The organism is Sphingomonas tagetis, assembly GCF_024211275.1.
Classification (GTDB): Bacteria; Pseudomonadota; Alphaproteobacteria; order Sphingomonadales; family Sphingomonadaceae; genus Sphingomonas; species Sphingomonas tagetis.
Genome location: NZ_JAMLDX010000011.1, coordinates 68566 through 87677, shown reverse-complemented (window position 1 = coordinate 87677; position 19112 = coordinate 68566). Strand labels below are relative to the sequence as shown.

Genomic DNA, 19112 nt, shown 5'->3' with positions numbered 1-19112 from the left:
CCATTTGGGCGCGCCAGCCGCCATATGCAACCGATCCGCCCGGCGATCTCGGTTCGCCAGCGCAACAGAAGGAACGGCGCTCCGCCACATTCGTTAACACCGGCGAGGAGCGAGGAATATGGAACCGGTCTATTTCGTGATGGCGATCCTTGGCTGCGGCGATCTTCAGGATCAATGCCAGCAGGCGCGCGTCGAGCCGACCCGTTACCAGAGCGCGGCGCAATGTCAGGCCGCGATGGCGCAGGTTCTGCCGCGCCACATGGACCTTTCCTTCCCGACCATTGCCGCCACATGCCAGCGCAACGGCCAGCAGATGGCTCGCGCCGATACGCGCCCGCGCGGCTAATATTTGCCCGAATGCGCGCAGCCCTCTAGAGGGCCGCCCATGTCTTTCCCTTCTCGGCCTACCCATAGCGGCCGCCGCACCTTCGCGATTATTTCCCACCCCGACGCGGGCAAGACCACGCTCACCGAAAAGCTGTTGCTGTTCGGCGGCGCGATCCACTTGGCCGGCGAGGTCAAGGCGCGCGGTCAGGCCCGCCGCGCCCGTTCCGACTGGATGAAGATCGAACAGCAGCGCGGCATCTCGGTCACGTCCTCGGTGATGACGTTCGAGCGCGATGGCGTCACCTTCAACCTGCTCGACACGCCGGGCCACGAGGATTTCAGCGAGGACACCTACCGCACGCTGACCGCGGTCGACTCCGCCGTCATGGTCATCGACGTCGCCAAGGGCATCGAAAGCCAGACACGCAAGCTGTTCGAGGTCTGCCGCCTGCGCAACGTGCCGATCATCACCTTCGTCAACAAGGTCGACCGCGAGGGCCGCGAGGTGTTCGAGACGCTCGACGAGATCGCCGAATTGCTCCAGCTCGATGTGTGCCCGATGACCTGGCCGGTCGGCATGGGCGGAACGTTCGAGGGCATTTACGACCTGCGCACCAACCGCCTGCTGCTGCCGGAGGGTCCGAGCCGAGAATTCCAGGGCAAGGTCATCCAGACCACCGGCCTCGACGATCCCCAGCTCGACGCGCTGGTATCGGCCGACAACCTCGCGAAACTGCGCGAGGATGCCGAACTGGCACTCGCCGGCTATGCCGATTTCGACGGCGAAGCGTACCGTAATGGCGATCTCACCCCCGTTTTCTTCGGCTCCGCGCTCAAGGAGTTCGGCGTCGATTCGCTGATCGACGCGCTCGCCAAGCACGCGCCGCCGCCGCACGCGCTGCCCGCCGAGCCCGCCCCGGTCGAACCCGACAATAGCGAGGTCACCGGCTTCGTGTTCAAGGTCCAGGCCAATATGGACCCCAATCACCGCGACCGCATCGCGTTCATGCGGCTCGTCTCGGGCACCTTCAAGCGCGGCATGAAGCTGACCCCGACCGGCCATGGCAAGCCGATCGCGATCCACTCGCCGATCATGTTCTTCGCGCAGCAGCGCGAACTCGCCGATGAAGCCTTTCCCGGCGACATCATCGGCATCCCCAATCATGGCGTGCTGCGCGTCGGCGACACGCTGAGCGAAAAGGCGCAGGTCCGCTTCACCGGCCTGCCCAATTTCGCGCCGGAAATCCTGCGCCGCGTCCAGCTCAAGGACCCGACCAAGACCAAGCAGCTGCGCAAGGCGCTCGACGACCTTTCCGAAGAGGGCGTGATCCAGGTCTTCTATCCCGAGATCGGCTCGAACTGGGTGGTCGGCGTGGTCGGTCAGCTTCAACTCGACGTGCTGCTGTCGCGGCTCGAGGCCGAGTACAAGGTCGCCGCCGTGCTCGAGCCCGCCCCGTTCGACACCGCGCGCTGGCTCGGCGGCGAGGCAAGTGACATCAAGGCGTTCATGGACCTCAACCAGGGCGCGATGGCCAAGGACCGCGATGGCGACCCGGTATTCCTAGCGAAGTCGGCGTGGGAAGTCGGCTACGTCGCCGACCGCTATCCCGCGGTGAAATTCCTGGCGACGCGCGAGCGGTGAAGACCCGGCCGGGCATCTGCGCACGCAAGCGTCGGTTCCGGTCAGAAGACGAAGCGATGCAGGAAGCCCGCGACGCGCAGGTGACGCTCCGCGTCTATCGCTGCGCCCTGTGCCGCGACTATCACCTCACCAGCCGTACCAAGGGAATGCGGCAGCTCAAGTCCCCCTCCCGCTTGCGGGAGGGGTAGGGGAGGGCGTGTCGCCAAGCGATGGCCCATCCGAATGACAGCCCCCTCCCGATCACCCGACCCAATCACGCCTTAGCGGCTTCACCGCCAGCAACATCAACCCCGCTGCCACGAGGTAGAAGCTCAACGCAGCCACCGCCGCATAGCGCAGCGCCTCGTTGCCATAGCTCGCGGTCATCGCGTCCGACATCATCCCCATCACCCACGACCCCGCGCCCAGCCCGATCAGGTTGTTGATCAGCAGGAAGCTCGCGCTCGCCGTCGCACGCATATGCGGCGGGACGAGATGCTGGACCGCGGTATTCACCGGCCCCAGCCACAGGATGTTGAGCCCGTTGGGGATCAGGAACAGGAACCACGCCAGCGTCACATTGTCGGTCAGGAACCCGCCGGCAAAGAACGGGACGCAAACCAGCCACGCCAAGGCCGGCAGCCTGGCATAGAAACCGCGGTCGCCCTGCCCGGCACGGTCGGCGAACCACCCGCCCGCGAACACCCCGATCGTCCCGCCGATCAGCAGGATCGATCCGAAATAATAGCTCGTCGTCGCAAGGTCGAAGCCGAAGCTGCGGATGAAGAAGGACGGCGCCCAGAAGGCGAGCCCATAGCCGCACATCGAGCTGAACCCGGCGGCGAACGCCATCAGCCAGAAACTCGGCTTTTTCGCGAGGATGCCGAACACCTGCCCGATCGGCGCGCGCCCGGCACTGCTCGCGGGCCGCGGCGGCTCCTTGACGATCAGCCGGAAGAACGGCGCGATCACCACGCCGGCAATGCCCACCACCAGAAACGCCGCGCGCCAGTCGACATTCGCCGCCAGCCAGGCACCGAGCAGCGTGCCCGTCGCCAGCCCGATCGGGATGCCGAGCGAATAAATCGCCAGCGCCCGCGCCCGCTGATGCGGCGGGAAATAGTCGGAAATGATCGCATAGGACGGCGCGACCCCGCCCGCTTCGCCCACGCCCACGCCGATGCGGAACAGAAACAGGCTCCAGAAGCCGGTCGCAAGCCCGCACAGCGCGGTGAATCCGCTCCACACCGTCAACGACGCGGTCACCACCCAGGTCCGGCTGGTGCGGTCGGCCAGCAGCGCCAGCGGCACGCCCAGCGTCGAATAGAGAAAGGCGAAGGCGATCCCGCCGAGCGCGCCGAGCTGGGTATCGGTCAGCCCGAGATCGGCCTTGATCGGCGCGACCAGAATCCCGAGGATCTGCCGGTCGAGGAAGTTGAACGTATAGACCAGCAGCAGCATCGCGAGCACCAGCGCGCGATAGCCAGGCGTCGAATGACCCGCCTGCGTGTTCGCCGCGTCGCTCATCCCATCCCCTCCAAAATTTTGGCCGGACGCCCTCGCGAGCGCCCGGCCATCTCAGTCTGTCATACTCGACGCGGCAAGACGATCAGTACTTCACCTCGAGCGTCGCGGTGAAGGTGCGGGGCGGGCCGTAATAGCCGATCACCGAATTGCCGGTCAGCGCGCCCGGGAAGTTGTAGCCGCCGACGCGGTAGCGTTCGTCGGTGAGGTTGCGGCCGGCGATGCCGATGCGATACTTGCCGTCGCCCGAGGTCCAGTTGACCGATGCTTCGACCAGCGCATAGCCGTCCTGATCGAGCGTCGGGGTCGCCAGTTCGAACAGCTGGATGTCGCTGCGCAGCGACACCGCCGGCGTGAAGGCGATCGTCCCGCCCGCCAGATCGTCCGACCAGGTGATCGATGCGTTGGCAGTCCATTCCGGCGTGTTCTGGAACGCGCGCTGGTTCGACACGTCGACTGGCGTGGTTCCGCCGCCGATCAGGGTGAAGAACTCCTTGTAGTCGGCATTGGTGTAGCCGACCACGACGCTGGCCGAGAAGTTGCGCGACGGCACCATCCGCGTCTCCAGCTCGAAGCCATAGATCACACCCTTGCCGGCATTATCGACGAAACTGGCGATCCCGCTCGGCAGCGCCGGCACCTGGATCGTGACCTGCTGGTCCTTGTAGTTCGAGTAGAAGCCGGCGAGGTTGACGAACAGCGTGCGGTCGAGGAACGCGCCCTTCACGCCCAGCTCATAGCTGTCGATCGTCTCGGGATCATAGCCGTTGACCGTAAAAGAATCGGACGGGCAGACGGAATCAGGCGCAGCATCGAAGCTTCCTCCCCAAAATGGCCGGCAGTTTAACACCGGCTTGTAAGACGTTGAGCGAGGCTATACTGAAACCTGAACCGGGTTTCAACTTCGGATCGACGGGGAGGGTGGCAGTGGCTGAAAAACGTGGCATCATGGCCACAGTCACACAGTCGGGTGACACAGCATCGGACGGAAGGGGCGCCGCTATCGCCAGCGAGGGGAAGCAGCCGCGCACGGCCCGCGGGCAGCGCACGCTGCGCGCGATCCTCGACGCCGCCGCGGCCGAGTTCGGCGAGAAGGGATTCCACGACGGCTCGATCAGCGGCATCACCCGCCGCGCCGGCGTCGCGCTGGGCAGCTTCTACACCTATTTCGATTCGAAGGACGAAGTGTTCCGCGCGCTGGTGCGCGACATGAGCGATCAGGTGCGCGAGCATGTCGCCCCCGCGATCCGCGCCGCGCCCGAACAGATCGCCGCCGAACGTGCGGGCCTGCAAACCTTCATCGAGTTCGTGCGCAGCCACAAGGAAATCTACCGCATCATCGACGAATCCGAATTCGTCGATCCCGAAAGCTTCCGCCTCCATTACGCCACCACCGCCGACCGCATCGCCGCGCGCCTGAAGGCGGCCGCCGAACGCGGCGAAGTCCGCGCCGACGTGTCCGAAGTCCATGCCTGGGCGATCATGGGAATGAACGTGTTCCTCGGCCTGCGCTACGGCGTGTGGGGCGAGGAACTGACCCCCGAAGCCGTGGCCGACACGGTTGCGACGATGCTGGCGCGGGGGCTGGCGCGGGACTAGCCCAAGCGCCGCCTCACATCCGCACCACCACCTTGCCCTTGGCCCGGCCCGATTCGAGATAGGCGAACGCGTCGCCGATCGCCTCGAACGGCACCACGCGGTCGATCACCGGCGTCAGCTGCCTCGTCTCGACCAGCTGGCCGAGCTCAGCCAGCTCCGCTCCGCTCGGATGCATGAACAGAAAGCGGTAGCGGACGCCATGCTTGCGCGCTTGGGCGCGTAGCCGCCAGCTCACCGCCCAGAACAGCGCCGCAAGCCCCATGCCCCGGCCCAGATCCTTGAGCGCGGTCTGCGGCTCGGGCAAGGCCGCGACCGACACCACCGTACCGCCTCGTTTCACCACACCGAACGCCTGTTCGAGCGTCTCGCCGCCAATCAGGTCGAACACGCCGTCCATGCCGCTGACATGATCCTCGAAGCGCTGTGCCGTATAGTCGATCACCACATCGGCGCCGAGCCGCTCGACCAGCGCCTTGCCGCGCGGCGAGGCGGTGGTCGTCACCTCGGCGCCGAGCCATTTGGCGATCTGGATCGCGAAGGTCCCAACCCCGCCCGCACCACCCGGGATGAACACGCGGCTGCCCGCTCGCAAATGCAGCTCGTCGCGCAACGCCTGCAGCGCCGTCAGCCCGGCGAGCGGGATCGCCGCCGCCGTCTCGAAATCGAGCGACGGCGGCATCGTCGCCAGCACGTCCTCGGGCACCGCCGCATAATCGGCGAAAGCGCCCATCGCCGCCTTGGCCATGCGGCCGAACACGCGGTCCCCGACCGCAAAGCGCGTGACGCCCTCGCCCAGCGCCTCGACCGTGCCGGCAAGCTCGTTGCCCATAACCACGGGCAGCGCATAGCGCTGGACGACCTTGAGCTTGCCTTCGCGCGTCTTGAAATCGACTGGATTGAGGCCCGCCGCATGCACCCGGACCAGCACCTCGCCCGGCCGCGGCGACGGCCGCGGCACGTCGCGCAACACCGCCGCTTCCGGCCCGCCATATTTCGTCAGCACGAACGCCCGCATGCCGTCAGCATATGCCGCAAAGTCGCCCGGGTGGATAGCGGAACGCGGTTGCAATGTAGGAACCGATTTGCTTGCGTTTCCCGCATGTATCCGCGCCACCCCGCCCTGATCAGCGCCCGGTCCATGGCCCGGCTGACGGCGGCGGCCTCGCGCGTAGCAGGTGTGACTTTTGGGACTTTTTACGTCCCCAACGCGGGAGTCGCCGCATGACCGGCCTTCCGATCCACGCCGTCCTGCCCGACCTCCTCGCGGCGCTGCGCGAGACGAACAACGCGGTCCTCGTCGCCCCGCCCGGCGCCGGCAAGACCACCGCGGTCGCCCCGGCGCTCCTGACCGAAGACTGGTGCACCGGCGAAATCCTCCTCCTCTCCCCCCGCCGTCTCGCCGCCCGCGCCGCCGCCGAGCGCATGGCGAACCTCGCCAGCGAACCCGTCGGCAAGACCTATGGCTATGCCACCCGCATGGACACGCGTCGCTCGGCGCAGACCCGAGTGACGGTCGTCACCGAGGGTATTTTCGTCAATCGCATCCAGGCCGATCCCGAACTCGCCGGCGTATCGGCGGTGCTGTTCGACGAAGTCCATGAACGCAGCCTCGACAGCGACTTCGGCCTTGCGCTCGCGCTGGATGCCCAAGCGGCCTTACGGCCAGACCTGCGCCTCGTCGCCATGTCCGCCACGCTCGACGGCGCGCGCTTCTCGGCCTTGATGGGCGACGCCCCGGTAATCGAAAGCGAGGGCCGCAGCCATCCGCTTGATCTCATCCATCTCGGCCGCGCCGCCGAAGCCCGGATCGAGGACAGCGTCGCCGCCGCGATCCGCCAGGCCCTCCGCGAAAGTGAAGGCGGCATCCTCGCCTTCCTCCCCGGCGTTGCCGAGATCGAGCGTACCGCGGAGCGCCTCGATCCGCCCCCCGGCACGATCCTGCACAAGCTCCACGGCAGCCTCGACCCCGCCGCGCAGCGTGCCGCGATCGCGCCCGACCCCCAAAACCGCCGCAAAATCGTCCTCGCCACATCGATCGCCGAGACCTCGCTGACGCTCGACGGAATTCGCGTCGTTGTGGATTCCGGCCTCGCCCGCCGCCCGCGCTACGACCGCGCCGCCGGTATGACCCGTCTGGTCACCGAACGCGCCAGCCAGGCCGCGGTCATACAGCGCGCCGGGCGCGCCGCGCGGCAGGGGCCGGGCACCGCCTATCGCCTGTGGGAAGCCGCCGCCACCGCCGGCCTGCCGCGCTTCGACCCGCCCGAAATCCTCGAAGCGGACCTGTCCGCGCTCACGCTCGATTGCGCCTTATGGGGCGTGTCCGACCCGCGCGACCTCAACTGGCTCGATCCACCCCCCGAAGCTGCGGTGCAGGAAGCCCGCACCCGCTTGACCGCGCTCGAGGCGCTCGACCCCGATGGCCGTCCCACCCCGCACGGCAAGGCCATCGCCCGCCTGCCCTTGCCTCCACGCCTCGGCCATATGCTCGCTCGCGCCGCCGCAATCGGCCTCGCCTCGACCGCCGCACAGGTCGCCGTCCTGCTCGGCGAGCGCGGCCTTGGCGGTCCCGATGCCGACCTCGAACATCGCCTGCGCCGCTGGCGCACCGAACGCGGGCAGCGCGCCGAAAATGCCCGAAAGCTCGCCGACAGATGGTCCAAACTCGCTCCCCTCCCTGCAAGGGAGGGGCTGGGGGTGGGTGCCGAGCAAAGCTCGGCCGAGGCCGTCGCCACCTGCATCGCCCTCGCCTTCCCCGACCGCATCGCCAGGCGCCGCGACGACACCGGCGAGACCTGGGCGTCGGCCGGCGGCCGCGGTTTCCGCCTCGACCCGACGTCCTCGGTCGCCCGCCACGACTGGCTCGCCGTCGCCGAGACGCAGGGCATGGCCGCAGGCGCGCGCATTCTCTCCGCCGCGCCGATCGACGCCGCCACGGTCGAAACCCTCTTCGCCCATCGGATCGAGACCCGCCGCACCGTCCGCTTCGATCCCGCGACCGGCCGCGTCGAGGCCACGCGCGAGCGCCGCCTCGGCGCGATCCGCCTCTCGTCCGGCCCCGACACGCACGCCGACCCCGGCGAAATCACCGACGCCCTGCTCGAAGGCGTCCGCAAGCATGGCCTCGACCTGCTGCCATGGTCCGCAACCGGTCACGCTCTGCGCACGCGCGCCGCCTATGCCGGGATCGACGCGCTGTCCGACGCCGCGCTCATCGCCGAGCTCGACGACTGGCTCCCGCCCGCGCTCGCCGGCAAGCGCCGTCTCGACGCGGTTCCGCCCGAATCGCTCACGCAAGCGCTGCAAAACCGCCTCGGCTGGGACGGCCAGAAGCTGCTCGAGCGCCGCGCCCCCGCCCGCTTCGAAACCCCCGCCGGCTCCAGCCACGAAATCGACTATGCCGCCGAGGCCGGCCCCACCGCCGAGATGCGCGTGCAATCCCTGTTCGGTCTCGCCGCGCATCCCACCATTGGCGACGGCATCCCGCTGATCCTCTCGCTCACTTCACCCGCCGGCCGCCCGATCCAGACCACCCGCGACCTGCCCGGCTTCTGGAAGGGCAGCTGGGCCGATGTCGCCAAGGAAATGCGCGGCCGCTACCCGCGTCACCCCTGGCCGGACGACCCCGCCGCCGCCAACGCCACGCTGCGCACCAAAAATGCGGATGCAAGGCGCGCAGGGACACGATAAGGAGCCTCTCATGTCCACCGCACGCATCTATCAGCGCCCCAAGAACGCCATGCAGTCGGGCCGCGCCCGCACCGACCGCTGGGTGCTCGAATTCGATCCTGCCGAACAGCAGCAAGCCGACCCGCTCACCGGCTGGGCCGGCTCGGGCGACACCCGTGCGCAGCTTCGCCTCAACTTCCCGACGCTCGAAGCCGCGCAGGACTATGCCGCGCGCGAGAACATCGCCTACCACGTCGTCCCCGCGCCGCAGCGCAAGCTCAAGCTGCAGGCCTACGCCGACAATTTTCGTTGATGCCGGGGGCTGGACCGCGCTTTGAAATCGCGATCAGCCGAGCAATGACGGCGCCAGCACCAGCAGCAATTTGACGTCGATCGCCATGCCCCGCGCGCGGCATCGATCGACAAAGGCCGGCACGTCGGTCAGCTTCACGCGATGGACGGTGATGCCTTCGCCCTCCACCCCGCCGCCCTCGCCAATGCGCTCGAGATCGAAAGCGCGGACCAGCGTGAAGCTCTCACTTACCATGCCGGGCGAGGAAAAATACTCGCCGAGCGACTCGATTCGCCCCGCGCGATAGCCGGTCTCCTCCTCCAGCTCGCGAGCCGCAGCGATCTCGACCGCCTCGCCATCGCTGTCGTCCCCGACCAGCCCCGCCGGCAGCTCGAGACACGCCCGCCCCAGCGGCACGCGATGTTGCTCGACCAGGATCAGATGCCCGTCGTCGATCGCGACGATCACCGCCGCCCGGATGCCCCGCGCCCGCGAGACATATTCCCACCGCCCCTGTTTCTTCGCCGCGATGAACTTGCCCTGCCAGACGGTCTCGACCGGCGCATCGGCATCCGGCGCGCTCACAGCTCGATCAGCCGGTCGGGAAGCTCGTTGGGGTCCTCGCTCGTCTTGGGAAAATGCTCGCTCAGCACCACGCCGATCCGTGTCACCGCGGCGGCCATTCCGCCCGCCGGGTCGCCGGCGCGGATGCGGTCGACCAAAGCGACCATCGCCTCGCCCCACACCTCGTCCTTGACCTTGGCGACGATCGCTTCGTCCGCGACGATCTCGGCGCGATGCTCGGCAAGGCTGAGGTAGAGCAGCACCCCGACCCGCGCCACCGTTCGCTTCTCGGCGCTCGCCTTGAAGAACTGCACCGCGCGCCGCCGCACCCGCCGCCCGCGCACCGCGCTCGGAATCAGCAGCCCGCGGAACGGCAGCGCCTCGAACCCGAACCGCACCGCCAGGAACAGCACCGCCTGCACCACCACCAGCAGCGCCAGCTCGACATGCCGTTCCGCCTCGCCCCAACCGCCGGTGAACCAGGCGAGCTTGGCATCGAGCAGCCCCGGAAACACCGCGAACAGCCCCAGCGCCGCGACCATCACCGCCGCGGCATAATAGAGCGAGACGTCATGATAATGGTCCGACCAGTCGGTGACGATCGTGACGATCTCGCCATCGGTGCCGCGTTCGGCCTGCGCCACAGCTGCGGTGACCACGGCGTGTTCTTCGGGGGTAAATTTCCGCGCCATCACCAGCCCCCCGATGCGCCGCCGCCGCCGAACGACCCGCCGCCGCCGGAGAAACCACCGCCTCCGCCGCCCCAGTCGCCACCGCCGCCGCCCCATGAGCCGCCGTCGCCCGATCCCCCCCAGCCCGGCCCCCAGATCACCACCGGCCCGCCACCACGGCGATAACGCCGGCCCTTGGCCGAGCCGAACACGATCGGCAGAATCACGAACAGCAGAATACCGAGCCAGAAGATGATGGTGACGATATTGGCGCCGCCCCCGCCGCTGCGCTGCTTGCGCTGGCCTTCGTCGATCAGCTTCTTCGCCCGCGCTTCGGCGGCCTCCAGCGGCAGTTTGAGCTGCTCGTTGATCGCGCTCGCGCCAGCGATGATGCCTTCGCCCATCTTGCCCGCCTTGAACAGCGGCGTGATCGTGTCACGGATGATGATGCCCGACAGCCCATCGGTCATGATCGGTTCGAGCCCATAGCCGACCTCGATCCGGATGCGCCGCTCATTGGGCGCGACGATCAGGATGATGCCGTTATTGGCCTTGGCTTGCCCGATCTGCCACGCCCGGCCGAGCTTGTAGCCATAATCCTCGATCGGATAGCCCTGCAGGTCGGGCACCGTCGCCACCACCAGCTGCCGCCCCGTCGCCTTCTCGGTCGCGGTCGACATCGCGGCGAGCTGCGCTTCCTGCTCGGGCGAGAGCAGGCTCGCCGCATCGACCACCCGGCCGGTCAGCTTGGGAAAGGTCTGCGCCCGCGCCGCGCTGCCCAACGACAGCACGCCCAGCATCAGCGCGACGAGGAAACGGGCCATTTTCACGGCGTCGCTCCCGGCACGTCGATCTCACGCATGATCACGGCGCTGCCGGCGAGAATGCCGCCGCCCATATCGCCCCGGCGAAAGCGCGGCATGATCTTCCCGTCGATGATCGCCTTCGCCTCCACGTCGCGTAAAATACCTTCGAGACCGTATCCGACTTCGATCCGCACCTGCCGCTCCGTGGGTGCGACGATCAGCATGACGCCGTCGTCGATATCGTAACGTCCGACGCCCAATTCGCGGCCCAGATCCACGCCAAAGTCCACGATCGACTTCCCCTTGAGGTCGGGTACGGTCGCGACCACGAATTGAGCGCGCGTCCTGCGCTCGGAACGGGCGAGCGCACGTTCGAGCCGAGCTTCCTCCGCTACCGTCAGCAGATTGGCACGATCGACCACCCGGCCCGGCGAGACGGGCGATTCACGCTTCGGTTCCGCCTGACCGCCACAGGCCGCCAATGCCACTCCTGCGGCGAGCATCGGCGCCCTTGCGTCCATCAGCCGGCCCCGCCGCCGATCAGCTGCCGTTGCCGAATTCGACCTTGGGCGCCGTATCCGCGCCGGGCGTGGTCGCCTGGAACGGCACCATCGGCTTGGCCCCGTAGAAGATCTTGGCGCCGATCGCGTCGGGGAAGGTGCGGATCGTGGTGTTATAGCCCTGCACCGCCTCGTTATAGTCGCGGCGCGAAATGCCGATGCGGTTCTCGGTGCCCTCGAGCTGAGTCATCAGCGTCGCATAATTGGCCTGCGACTTCAGTTCGGGATAAGCCTCCTGCAGCCGCTGCAGCGACAGCGTGACGCCGGCCTGCGCCCGCTCATAGGCCTGCAGCTTGGCCGGGTCGGTCAGGTCCGCGTCGCTCACCTTGACCTGAGTCGCCGCGGCGCGCGCCTGTGTCACCTCGACCAGAATGGCCTTTTCCTGCGCCCCGGCAGCCTTCACCGTCGAGACGAGATTGGGGATGAGATCGGCGCGGCGCTGATACTGGTTCTGCACCTCGGCCCATTTCGCCTTCGCATTCTCTTCCGCGGTCGGCACACTGTTGAGCCCGCAGGCGGACAGCAGCACAGCGCCAGCCATCGCGGCAACCAGACGAAGCTTCATGTCGAACCATCCCTCCAGGCGTGCCGCATGTTTGCGATACGCTCAATTGACGTGTGTCGCATCGATACGACACCGGCGAAGGTAGGGACACCGTGCCGCCTGCGCAATGGACCGCGCATTGATCCAGATGAATCACGCGGTTAGACTTTGTTGGCTGCGGCACCGGCCCGCTCCCCCACCCGGCCACCCAACGGCAATATCCTATGGGTGGCCGGGTGGGGGAGCGAGCCGGTGCCGCGCAGACAAGGGGAGCGTCATGATCAAGGAATTCAGGGCCTTCATCGCCCGCGGCAACGTGCTCGACCTCGCCGTCGCGGTGATCATCGGCGCCGCGTTCGGCAAGATCGTCACCTCGCTGACCGAGGACATCATCATGCCGGTGATCGGCAAGATCTTCGGCGGACTCGACTTTTCGAGCTATTTCCTGGTGCTGGGCGAGGTACCGGCAAACCTTCAGGGCTCGACCGACTATGCCGCACTCAAAAAGGCCGGTGTGCCGCTGCTGGGCTATGGCGAGTTCGTCACGCAGGCGGTGAACTTCCTGATCATCGCCTTCATCATCTTCCTGCTGATCCGCGCGCTCAACAAGGTCATCGCCAAGCCCGAGGAAGCCCCCGCCGCCGATCCGGCCGATGTCGTGCTGCTGCGCGAGATCCGCGACGAGCTGCGCAGGAAGAACGGAGGCGCTTAGGCCGCTGCCAGTTCCTCGGCGGTCGCGTCGGCGAGGCTCGTGCCGTCGAGGATGCGCGCGGTCTCGTCGCGCACGCGCGCCATGGCGTGGCGGATCGCGCAGCTCGCCTCGTCCTTGCAGTCGAGGCATGGGCGATAGGCGGTACGGCTGACGCACGGCACTAGCGCCAGCGGTCCTTCGATCACTCGGATGATCTCGCCCAGCGAAATCAGATGCTTGGGCCGCGACAGGCGATAGCCGCCCATCTTGCCGCGCGTCGAATCGAGGAACCCCGCCTCGCGCAGATCGGCCAGGATCAGCTCGAGGAACTTGCGCGGTACATTGGCCTCGGCGGCAATTCGCGTCATCGGCGTCGGCGCGCCGTCCACCGGCTGCTTCGCCAGAAAAAGCATGGCGCGCAGGGCGTAACGGGAACGCTGGGTAAGCATGACAATTTCCTTGCACCCCCTTTATGGCCTTGTGAAGGCCAAATCCCAGTATTTTTAGGGGGGATTTTCGCGGGCGCGGCAACCTCTTTCAAAACTCCGCCCCGCACCCTATATCGGTTCCGCCGGGTTCGCCCGGCTATGACGATAAATTGTGGCGTGCAATAGATGCAGCGGACCCGGGGGCAGTACCCGGCGGCTCCACCATAAGGTGGTGTTCTTGGACACCGTTTCTGACGGGGCCGAACCAGGATCGACGTGTGTTGAAAAGCGCTTCTTTCGTTCGGAATGGGACCACCGCGACGGCCCATACACACAAGTGCCAACGATAACGAAGCACTCGCTATTGCGGCGTAATCCCAAGACCTAACGGTCTAGGATTATTCTAAAATGCGCGGTTGGACCGCACCGGGCAACAGAAGCGGATTCCGGCGGTAGGGGGAGCACCGAGCAACAGAAGCTCCCCACTTCACTTTGCTCGCGCGAGACGTTCTTCCTCGCGGCTGAATGCCGACCGGCCCTTACTGTCCGGCGGCGTCGCCGTGGCAAAGAAGGCGACGCCCGTCCCCGCCGCGCGATCGATCCACAACCCGGAGCGCACCCCATAGGCCTCACCGGCATGACCGACGCGCGCGCGGGTGTCGCCGAACAGATCGTCCGCGCAGCCCGCCTGCGCGGTCGGCAGGGCCGTCACCGCCAACCCATATTGGCAGTAAAGGCCGCCCGATGGGTCGCCATTGGCGCCGTCGAAACGCCACCCCACCCACTCGATCTCCGCGATCGATTCGCGCTTCACGAAGCTGCCGTCGTTCCGCAGCAGCATCCGGCCGATCACCGCCAGATCGCGCATAGAGGCGCGCAGCCCGCCCTGCGGGCTGAACAGCGCGCCATTCTCGCCGAGCTGATAGCCGGCAAGGTCACAGCCGGCTTTGGCGATCACCGGACAGTCGGGCCGCTTTCCGTCCAAGTCGTCTAGCGCAACTTCGCCGGTCGAACGGTAAAGCACGACGGCGCGCGCGATCTTGCCGTCGCTGCACGTCGACCAGTTGAAGCACGCGTCGAGCTTCAACGGCTCGAACACCAGCCGCTGCATCAGCCGGTCGAACCGCTCGCCGCCCGCACGCTCCATCACGCTCGCGATCACCGGAAAGCCGATATTGGCATAGCGAAACCAGGCGCCGGGCCGGTGCGCCGCATCCCATGTCCCCGGCCGCGTAACCACGGCCCGTAACTGCTCGCCGAGCGGCACGCGATACTCCTCGGGATCGATCAGCCCCGATCGATGCGACAGCAATTGCCGCAACGTCACTGGCACATCGGGAAAGGCCGGATTGCGCAGCGGCCAGCCGAGCCAGGCCGACACATCGCGGTCGAGATCCAGCTGCCCCGCCTCGACCATCCGCATGACGCCCAGCGCAACGACCAGCTTCGAGATACTCGCGACGCGCACCGCATCGTCTGCTGTCACGCGCCGCCCCGAAACTGGATCGGCCGCGCCCGACGCGCGCGCACCGGTCACCGCCTCCGCATCGAACGCGACGCGCACTTGAGCCGACACCGCCGCACCGGGCCGGCCAGTCGCGGCGCAACCGCCTATCAGCATAGCGAGGGCAAACAGCGTGAACGGGCGCATCGCGCGATCATGCCGACCCGAGGGCAAAAGAAAAGGAGCCAGCGCGACATTTGCCACGCCGCCATTCGGTGCCATGAGGGTGCCAATGGTTGGAGGGATGCCATGAGACTGCTGCTGGCTTGCCTGCCGCTCGCGATCGCTGCGCTCGCCTCATCCGCTGCCGCCAGTCAGCGCGCCGACGCCATCATCCGCCGTGTGACCGTGATCGACGTGGCGCATGGTCGCGCCCGTCCCGGTCAGGCCGTCGTGATCCGCGGCACCGATATCGTCGCGGTCGGTCCCGACGCCGCCGTCGCGCGGGGCTGGCGCGCCGCACGCGCGATCGACGGCAAGGGCCGCTTCCTGATCCCAGGCCTGTGGGACATGCACGTCCATTTCGGCGGCGGCCCTGCGCTGATCGACGAGAACCGGGCGCTGCTGCCGCTCTATGTCGCGCATGGCATCACCACGATCCGCGATTGTTCGGGCGACCTGCCCGATCAGGTACTCGCATGGCGCAGCGCCATCGCGCGGGGCACGCTGGCAGGCCCGCGTCTGCTGACCTCGGGCGCGAAGATCGAGGGGCTGAAGCCGGTGTGGAAGGGGACGATCGAGGTCGGCAGCCGCGCCGATGCCGATGCCGCGCTTGCCCGATTGCAGCGGGACCGCGTCGACTTCGTCAAGATCACCGACAGCACGCTCGATCCGCAGCTGTTTCTCTACGCCCTCGCCCGCGCGAAGGCGCTCGGCCTGCGCACTTCCGGCCATATCCCGATGGCGCTCACCGTCGGCCAGGCGGTCGACGCCGGGATCAGTTCGATCGAGCATCTCGATTATGCGTACAAGGCCGGCGTGAAGGACGAGGCGGCGATCGCCGCCGATTTCGCCGCCGGGCGCATCGACCGCGCCGAGGCCAATCGCCGCATCGACAGGGGCTTCGATCGCGCCACCGCGCTTGCCGCCTATCGCGATTTTGCCCGCAAGGGCGTGTTCGTGACGCCGACACTCAACGGTAGCCGCATCCTCGCCTGGCTCGACCGCGACGATCATTCGCGCGACCCTTATCTGGCCTATATCGGGCCGAAGCTGCGCAAGACCTATGACTGGCGGATCGAGCGCGCCGCGCAGGCCGATGCCGCCGCGGTCGCCGCCCGCCACGCGCATTATCAACGCATGGCCGCGATCCTGCCACTGCTGCAACAGGCCGGCGTCACGATCATCGCCGGCACCGATGCCGGCTTTCTCAATGCGTTCAACTATCCCGGCATCGGGCTGCACGACGAATTGTCGCTTTTCGTGAAACAGGGCCTGACGCCGGCGCAGGCGCTCGCCTCGGCAACGCGCGCCGGCCCGGCCTGGTTCGGCTGGCTGAACCGCTATGGTGCCATCGCGCCGGGCAAGGCCGCCGATCTCGTGCTGCTCGACCGCAATCCGCTCATCGACATCGCCGCGACGCGCGCGATCCGGACCGTGGTGCTTCGGGGCAAGGTCCACGACCGCGCCACGCTCGATCGGATGCTGGCGGATACCCGGGCCAAGGTCGCGGCGTGGAACGCGCAGGCGCAGCGCTGACAAGGTAAAGGGGTCCGGCTTGCGCCGAACCCCTTCATCCTCTCCGCGTCCGTTTGGACGTCAGCTCAATCCCGTCGCCGGTCGAGCGACAGTTAGTCCCTGTCGCCGGTCAGGAAGGCCGGGGGCGAGAACGCCTCGGGCGCCTCGTCCTTGCCGCCGTCCGAAGATTCGCGGCGCGGACCGCGGTCACCACGGCCTTCGCCACGCGGACCACCGTCACGGCGCGGGCCGCGGTCACGGTCGCCATCGCGGCGCGGACCACGGTCGCCACCGTCACGGCGCGGACCACGATCCCCCCGCGGGCCACGGTCGCCGCCTTCACGCGGTTCGCGCGCCGGACGCGTGTCTTCGAGCTCTTCGCCGGTTTCCTGGTTCACGACGCGCATCGACAGGCGAACCTTGCCGCGCTGGTCGATCTCGAGCACCTTGACCTTGACCTCCTGGCCTTCGCTCAGGACGTCGCTGACCTTCTCGACGCGCTCGTTCTTGATCTCCGAGACGTGGACGAGACCGTCCTTGCCGCCCATGAAGTTCACGAACGCGCCGAAATCGACCAGGTTGACGACCTTGCCGTTATAGACCTTGCCGACCTCGGCCTCTTCGACGATGCCCTTGATCCAGTTGATCGCGGCTTCGATCTGGCTGGTGTCGGACGAGCTGATCTTGATCAGGCCCTCGTCGTCGATATCGACCTTGGCGCCGGTGGTGGCGACGATCTCGCGGATCACCTTGCCGCCGGTGCCGATGACGTCGCGGATCTTCGACTTGTCGATCTGCAGCGTCTCGATGCGCGGCGCGTGCGCCGACAGCTCCGAGCGGGTCTCGCCCAGCGCCTTGTTCATCTCCCCGAGGATATGCGCACGGCCTTCCTTGGCCTGACGCAGCGCGGCCTCGAAGATCTCCTTGGTGATGCCGGCGATCTTGATGTCCATCTGCATCGTGGTGATGCCTTCGGACGTGCCCGCCACCTTGAAGTCCATGTCGCCGAGGTGATCCTCGTCGCCCAGGATGTCGCTCAGGATCGCATAGTCCTTGCCTTCCAGGATCAGGCCCATGGCGATGCCCGAGACCGGACGCTTGATCGGCACGCCGGCGTCCATCATCGCGAGGCTGCCGCCGCACACCGACGCCATCGACGACGAGCCGTTCGACTCGGTGATGTCGCTGGTCAGGCGGATCGTATAGGGGAACTCGTCCTTGGTCGGCAGCACCGGGTGCAGCGCGCGCCACGCCAGCTTGCCATGGCCGACTTCGCGGCGGCCCGGCGCGCCGAAGCGGCCGACTTCACCGACCGAATAGGGCGGGAAGTTATAGTGCAGCATGAAGTGCTGGTACGACAGGCCGTTCAGGCCATCGACCATCTGCTCGCTGTCCTTGGTGCCCAGCGTCGCGGTGGCGATCGTCTGCGTCTCGCCGCGGGTGAACAGCGCCGAGCCGTGCGCGCGCGGCAGGAAGTGAGTCTCGGCCTCGATCTTGCGGATCTGCGTGGTCGAGCGGCCGTCGATGCGGATGCCTTCCTTGAGGATCGCGCCGCGAACGATGTTCGCCTCGAGCTTCTTCACCAGCTTGAGCGTGCCCAGATACTGCGCCGGATCGCTTTCCTTGAGGTCGGCGAAGGCGTCACGCGCCTTTGCGCGGGCCTCGTTCAGCGCATTCTGGCGCTGCTGCTTGTCGGTCAGCTTGTAGGCGGCGGCGATGTCCTTGCCGATCGCCTTGTCGAGCTTGGCGAGCGTCGCCGACTTGTCGTCGACCTTGCTGAGCTCCCACGGCTCCTTGGCGGCCTGCTCGGCGAGCTTGACGATCGCCTTGACGACTTCGCGGCAGGCGTCGTGCGCGAACAGCACGGCGCCCAGCATGACGTCTTCCGACAGCTCATTGGCTTCGGACTCGACCATCATCACCGCGTCGTAGGTGGCGGCGACGACCAGATCGAGATCGCCCTGCGCGACCTGCTCGTCGGTCGGGTTGAGGATATATTCGCCATCGACATAACCGACGCGCGCGGCGCCGATCGGGCCCATGAACGGCACGCCCGAAATCGTCAGCGCGGCCGACGCCGCGACCATCGCGAGGATGTCGGGCTCGTTATGGCCGTCATAGGACAGCACCTGGGCGATCGCGTTGATCTCGTTGTAGAAGCCCTCCGGAAAGAGCGGGCGGATCGGGCGGTCGATGAGACGCGAGACCAGCGTCTCCTTCTCGGTCGCGCCGCGCTCGCGCTTGAAGAAACCGCCGGGAATGCGTCCCGCCGACGAATATTTCTCCTGATAGTGAACGGTCAGCGGGAAGAAGTCCTGCCCTTCCTTGACGGTCTTCGCGGCGGTGACGGCGCACAGCACCACGGTCTCGCCGAGCGTCGCCATAATGGCGCCATCGGCCTGACGGGCAACCTTGCCCGTTTCGAGTGTCAGGGTCTGTCCGCCCCACTCGATCGATACGGTTTTCTTGTCGAACATCTGTTTTCCTTTGGACCGGACGCCCAATGCGTCCGGGGCCTGTGTGCAGGCTGTCCGGCCTGCGCGGTGCGGCGTGGTGTTCACGCCTTTGTGGGTCAGCGGCCGGATTGCCGTGACACCGGGAGCCGGGGTTACTTCCCCGGAATGACAAAAAGGCG

General features: G+C 67.2%; 18 protein-coding genes and 1 other RNA gene. 8 read left to right on the top strand and 11 right to left on the bottom strand.

Going from position 1 to position 19112, the window contains the following annotated elements:
* The first annotated feature begins 118 nt into the window (after positions 1-118).
* Positions 119-346: a hypothetical protein gene (locus tag M9978_RS14535; RefSeq protein WP_254294400.1), complete on the top strand. Its 228-nt coding sequence runs from the start codon at positions 119-121 to the stop codon at positions 344-346.
* Between the two features lie 39 nt (positions 347-385).
* On the top strand, positions 386-1969 hold the full coding sequence (locus M9978_RS14530) for a peptide chain release factor 3 (protein WP_254294398.1): 1584 nt from the start codon (positions 386-388) through the stop codon (positions 1967-1969).
* 240 nt (positions 1970-2209) lie between these two features.
* Here M9978_RS14530 and M9978_RS14520 read toward each other — a convergent pair whose 3' ends face one another.
* The gene (locus tag M9978_RS14520) at positions 2210-3475 is read right to left on the bottom strand and encodes a spinster family MFS transporter (protein WP_254294394.1); all 1266 of its coding nucleotides are present in this window, start codon (positions 3473-3475) and stop codon (positions 2210-2212) included.
* An 82-nt stretch (positions 3476-3557) separates the two neighbouring features.
* A complete protein-coding gene (locus M9978_RS14515) occupies positions 3558-4322 on the bottom strand; it encodes a TonB-dependent receptor domain-containing protein (protein WP_254294392.1) in 765 nt (254 codons plus the stop codon).
* A 77-nt stretch (positions 4323-4399) separates the two neighbouring features.
* Between M9978_RS14515 and M9978_RS14510 the strand changes: the two genes are divergently transcribed.
* Positions 4400-5071 (top strand): TetR/AcrR family transcriptional regulator, encoded by a 672-nt coding sequence (locus M9978_RS14510; protein WP_254294390.1) that lies wholly within the window; start codon positions 4400-4402, stop codon positions 5069-5071.
* 13 nt (positions 5072-5084) lie between these two features.
* Here the strand turns inward: M9978_RS14510 and M9978_RS14505 are convergent, their stop codons facing one another.
* Entirely contained in the window at positions 5085-6086 is a 1002-nt protein-coding gene (locus M9978_RS14505; protein WP_254294388.1) for an NADP-dependent oxidoreductase, read from the bottom strand.
* A gap of 206 nt (positions 6087-6292) precedes the next feature.
* Between M9978_RS14505 and hrpB the strand changes: the two genes are divergently transcribed.
* Both hrpB and M9978_RS14495 read left to right on the top strand, forming a co-directional pair.
* Positions 6293-8761, top strand: coding sequence for an ATP-dependent helicase HrpB (gene hrpB / locus M9978_RS14500; RefSeq protein ID WP_254294385.1), 2469 nt, complete (start codon positions 6293-6295; stop codon positions 8759-8761).
* Between the two features lie 10 nt (positions 8762-8771).
* Positions 8772-9053: an ETC complex I subunit gene (locus M9978_RS14495; protein WP_254294383.1), complete on the top strand. Its 282-nt coding sequence runs from the start codon at positions 8772-8774 to the stop codon at positions 9051-9053.
* Positions 9054-9086: 33 nt separating this feature from the next.
* On the opposite strand, the gene M9978_RS14490 is transcribed toward M9978_RS14495, so the two are convergent.
* From M9978_RS14490 to M9978_RS14470, 5 genes are read right to left on the bottom strand one after another with little or no spacing between them, the layout of a single operon-like run.
* Positions 9087-9617 carry an NUDIX hydrolase gene (locus M9978_RS14490; protein WP_254294381.1) on the bottom strand — a complete coding sequence of 177 codons (531 nt, stop codon included), beginning with the start codon at positions 9615-9617 and terminating at the stop codon, positions 9087-9089.
* Positions 9614-10288 (bottom strand): TPM domain-containing protein, encoded by a 675-nt coding sequence (locus M9978_RS14485; protein ID WP_254294379.1) that lies wholly within the window; start codon positions 10286-10288, stop codon positions 9614-9616. The genes M9978_RS14490 and M9978_RS14485 overlap by 4 nt, the downstream gene beginning before the upstream one ends.
* Positions 10288-11091, bottom strand: coding sequence for a TPM domain-containing protein (locus M9978_RS14480; RefSeq protein ID WP_254294473.1), 804 nt, complete (start codon positions 11089-11091; stop codon positions 10288-10290). Before M9978_RS14480 ends, M9978_RS14485 begins: the two co-directional genes overlap by 1 nt.
* Positions 11092-11093: 2 nt before the next feature.
* Positions 11094-11576 (bottom strand): TPM domain-containing protein, encoded by a 483-nt coding sequence (locus M9978_RS14475; RefSeq protein WP_254294377.1) that lies wholly within the window; start codon positions 11574-11576, stop codon positions 11094-11096.
* Between the two features lie 37 nt (positions 11577-11613).
* Positions 11614-12198, bottom strand: coding sequence for a LemA family protein (locus M9978_RS14470; protein ID WP_254294375.1), 585 nt, complete (start codon positions 12196-12198; stop codon positions 11614-11616).
* Between the two features lie 256 nt (positions 12199-12454).
* Here M9978_RS14470 and mscL point away from each other — a divergent pair, with 256 nt between their 5' ends.
* Entirely contained in the window at positions 12455-12889 is a 435-nt protein-coding gene (gene mscL / locus M9978_RS14465; protein ID WP_254294373.1) for a large conductance mechanosensitive channel protein MscL, read from the top strand.
* Here mscL and M9978_RS14460 read toward each other — a convergent pair.
* Positions 12886-13317: an RrF2 family transcriptional regulator gene (locus tag M9978_RS14460; protein WP_254294371.1), complete on the bottom strand. Its 432-nt coding sequence runs from the start codon at positions 13315-13317 to the stop codon at positions 12886-12888. The two genes, mscL and M9978_RS14460, sit on opposite strands and share 4 nt — an antisense overlap.
* 82 nt (positions 13318-13399) lie before the next feature.
* On the opposite strand from M9978_RS14460, the gene ssrA reads away from it, so the two are divergent.
* Positions 13400-13744, top strand: a transfer-messenger RNA (tmRNA) gene (gene ssrA, locus M9978_RS14455).
* A 39-nt stretch (positions 13745-13783) separates the two neighbouring features.
* Here ssrA and M9978_RS14450 read toward each other — a convergent pair.
* A complete protein-coding gene (locus M9978_RS14450; RefSeq protein WP_254294369.1) occupies positions 13784-14917 on the bottom strand; it encodes a serine hydrolase domain-containing protein in 1134 nt (377 codons plus the stop codon).
* A 132-nt stretch (positions 14918-15049) separates the two neighbouring features.
* Here M9978_RS14450 and M9978_RS14445 point away from each other — a divergent pair, with 132 nt between their 5' ends.
* Entirely contained in the window at positions 15050-16498 is a 1449-nt protein-coding gene (locus M9978_RS14445) for an amidohydrolase family protein (protein WP_254294367.1), read from the top strand.
* A gap of 92 nt (positions 16499-16590) precedes the next feature.
* Here M9978_RS14445 and pnp read toward each other — a convergent pair whose 3' ends face one another.
* Positions 16591-18954 carry a polyribonucleotide nucleotidyltransferase gene (gene pnp / locus M9978_RS14440; RefSeq protein ID WP_254294365.1) on the bottom strand — a complete coding sequence of 788 codons (2364 nt, stop codon included), beginning with the start codon at positions 18952-18954 and terminating at the stop codon, positions 16591-16593.
* Positions 18955-19112: the final 158 nt, after the last annotated feature.

Bases quoted from the DNA above. Each gene is read 5' to 3' on its own strand.
- M9978_RS14535 (WP_254294400.1), top strand. From the start codon at position 119: ATGGAACCGGTCTATTTCGTGATGGCGATCCTTGGCTGCGGCGATCTT.
- M9978_RS14530 (WP_254294398.1), top strand. From the start codon at position 386: ATGTCTTTCCCTTCTCGGCCTACCCATAGCGGCCGCCGCACCTTCGCG.
- M9978_RS14520 (WP_254294394.1), bottom strand. From the start codon at position 3,475: ATGAGCGACGCGGCGAACACGCAGGCGGGTCATTCGACGCCTGGCTAT.
- M9978_RS14505 (WP_254294388.1), bottom strand. From the start codon at position 6,086: ATGCGGGCGTTCGTGCTGACGAAATATGGCGGGCCGGAAGCGGCGGTG.
- hrpB (WP_254294385.1), top strand. From the start codon at position 6,293: ATGACCGGCCTTCCGATCCACGCCGTCCTGCCCGACCTCCTCGCGGCG.
- M9978_RS14495 (WP_254294383.1), top strand. From the start codon at position 8,772: ATGTCCACCGCACGCATCTATCAGCGCCCCAAGAACGCCATGCAGTCG.
- M9978_RS14485 (WP_254294379.1), bottom strand. From the start codon at position 10,288: ATGGCGCGGAAATTTACCCCCGAAGAACACGCCGTGGTCACCGCAGCT.
- M9978_RS14480 (WP_254294473.1), bottom strand. From the start codon at position 11,091: ATGGCCCGTTTCCTCGTCGCGCTGATGCTGGGCGTGCTGTCGTTGGGC.
- M9978_RS14475 (WP_254294377.1), bottom strand. From the start codon at position 11,576: ATGCTCGCCGCAGGAGTGGCATTGGCGGCCTGTGGCGGTCAGGCGGAA.
- M9978_RS14470 (WP_254294375.1), bottom strand. From the start codon at position 12,198: ATGAAGCTTCGTCTGGTTGCCGCGATGGCTGGCGCTGTGCTGCTGTCC.
- mscL (WP_254294373.1), top strand. From the start codon at position 12,455: ATGATCAAGGAATTCAGGGCCTTCATCGCCCGCGGCAACGTGCTCGAC.
- M9978_RS14460 (WP_254294371.1), bottom strand. From the start codon at position 13,317: ATGCTTACCCAGCGTTCCCGTTACGCCCTGCGCGCCATGCTTTTTCTG.
- M9978_RS14450 (WP_254294369.1), bottom strand. From the start codon at position 14,917: ATGCTGATAGGCGGTTGCGCCGCGACTGGCCGGCCCGGTGCGGCGGTG.
- M9978_RS14445 (WP_254294367.1), top strand. From the start codon at position 15,050: ATGAGACTGCTGCTGGCTTGCCTGCCGCTCGCGATCGCTGCGCTCGCC.
- pnp (WP_254294365.1), bottom strand. From the start codon at position 18,954: ATGTTCGACAAGAAAACCGTATCGATCGAGTGGGGCGGACAGACCCTG.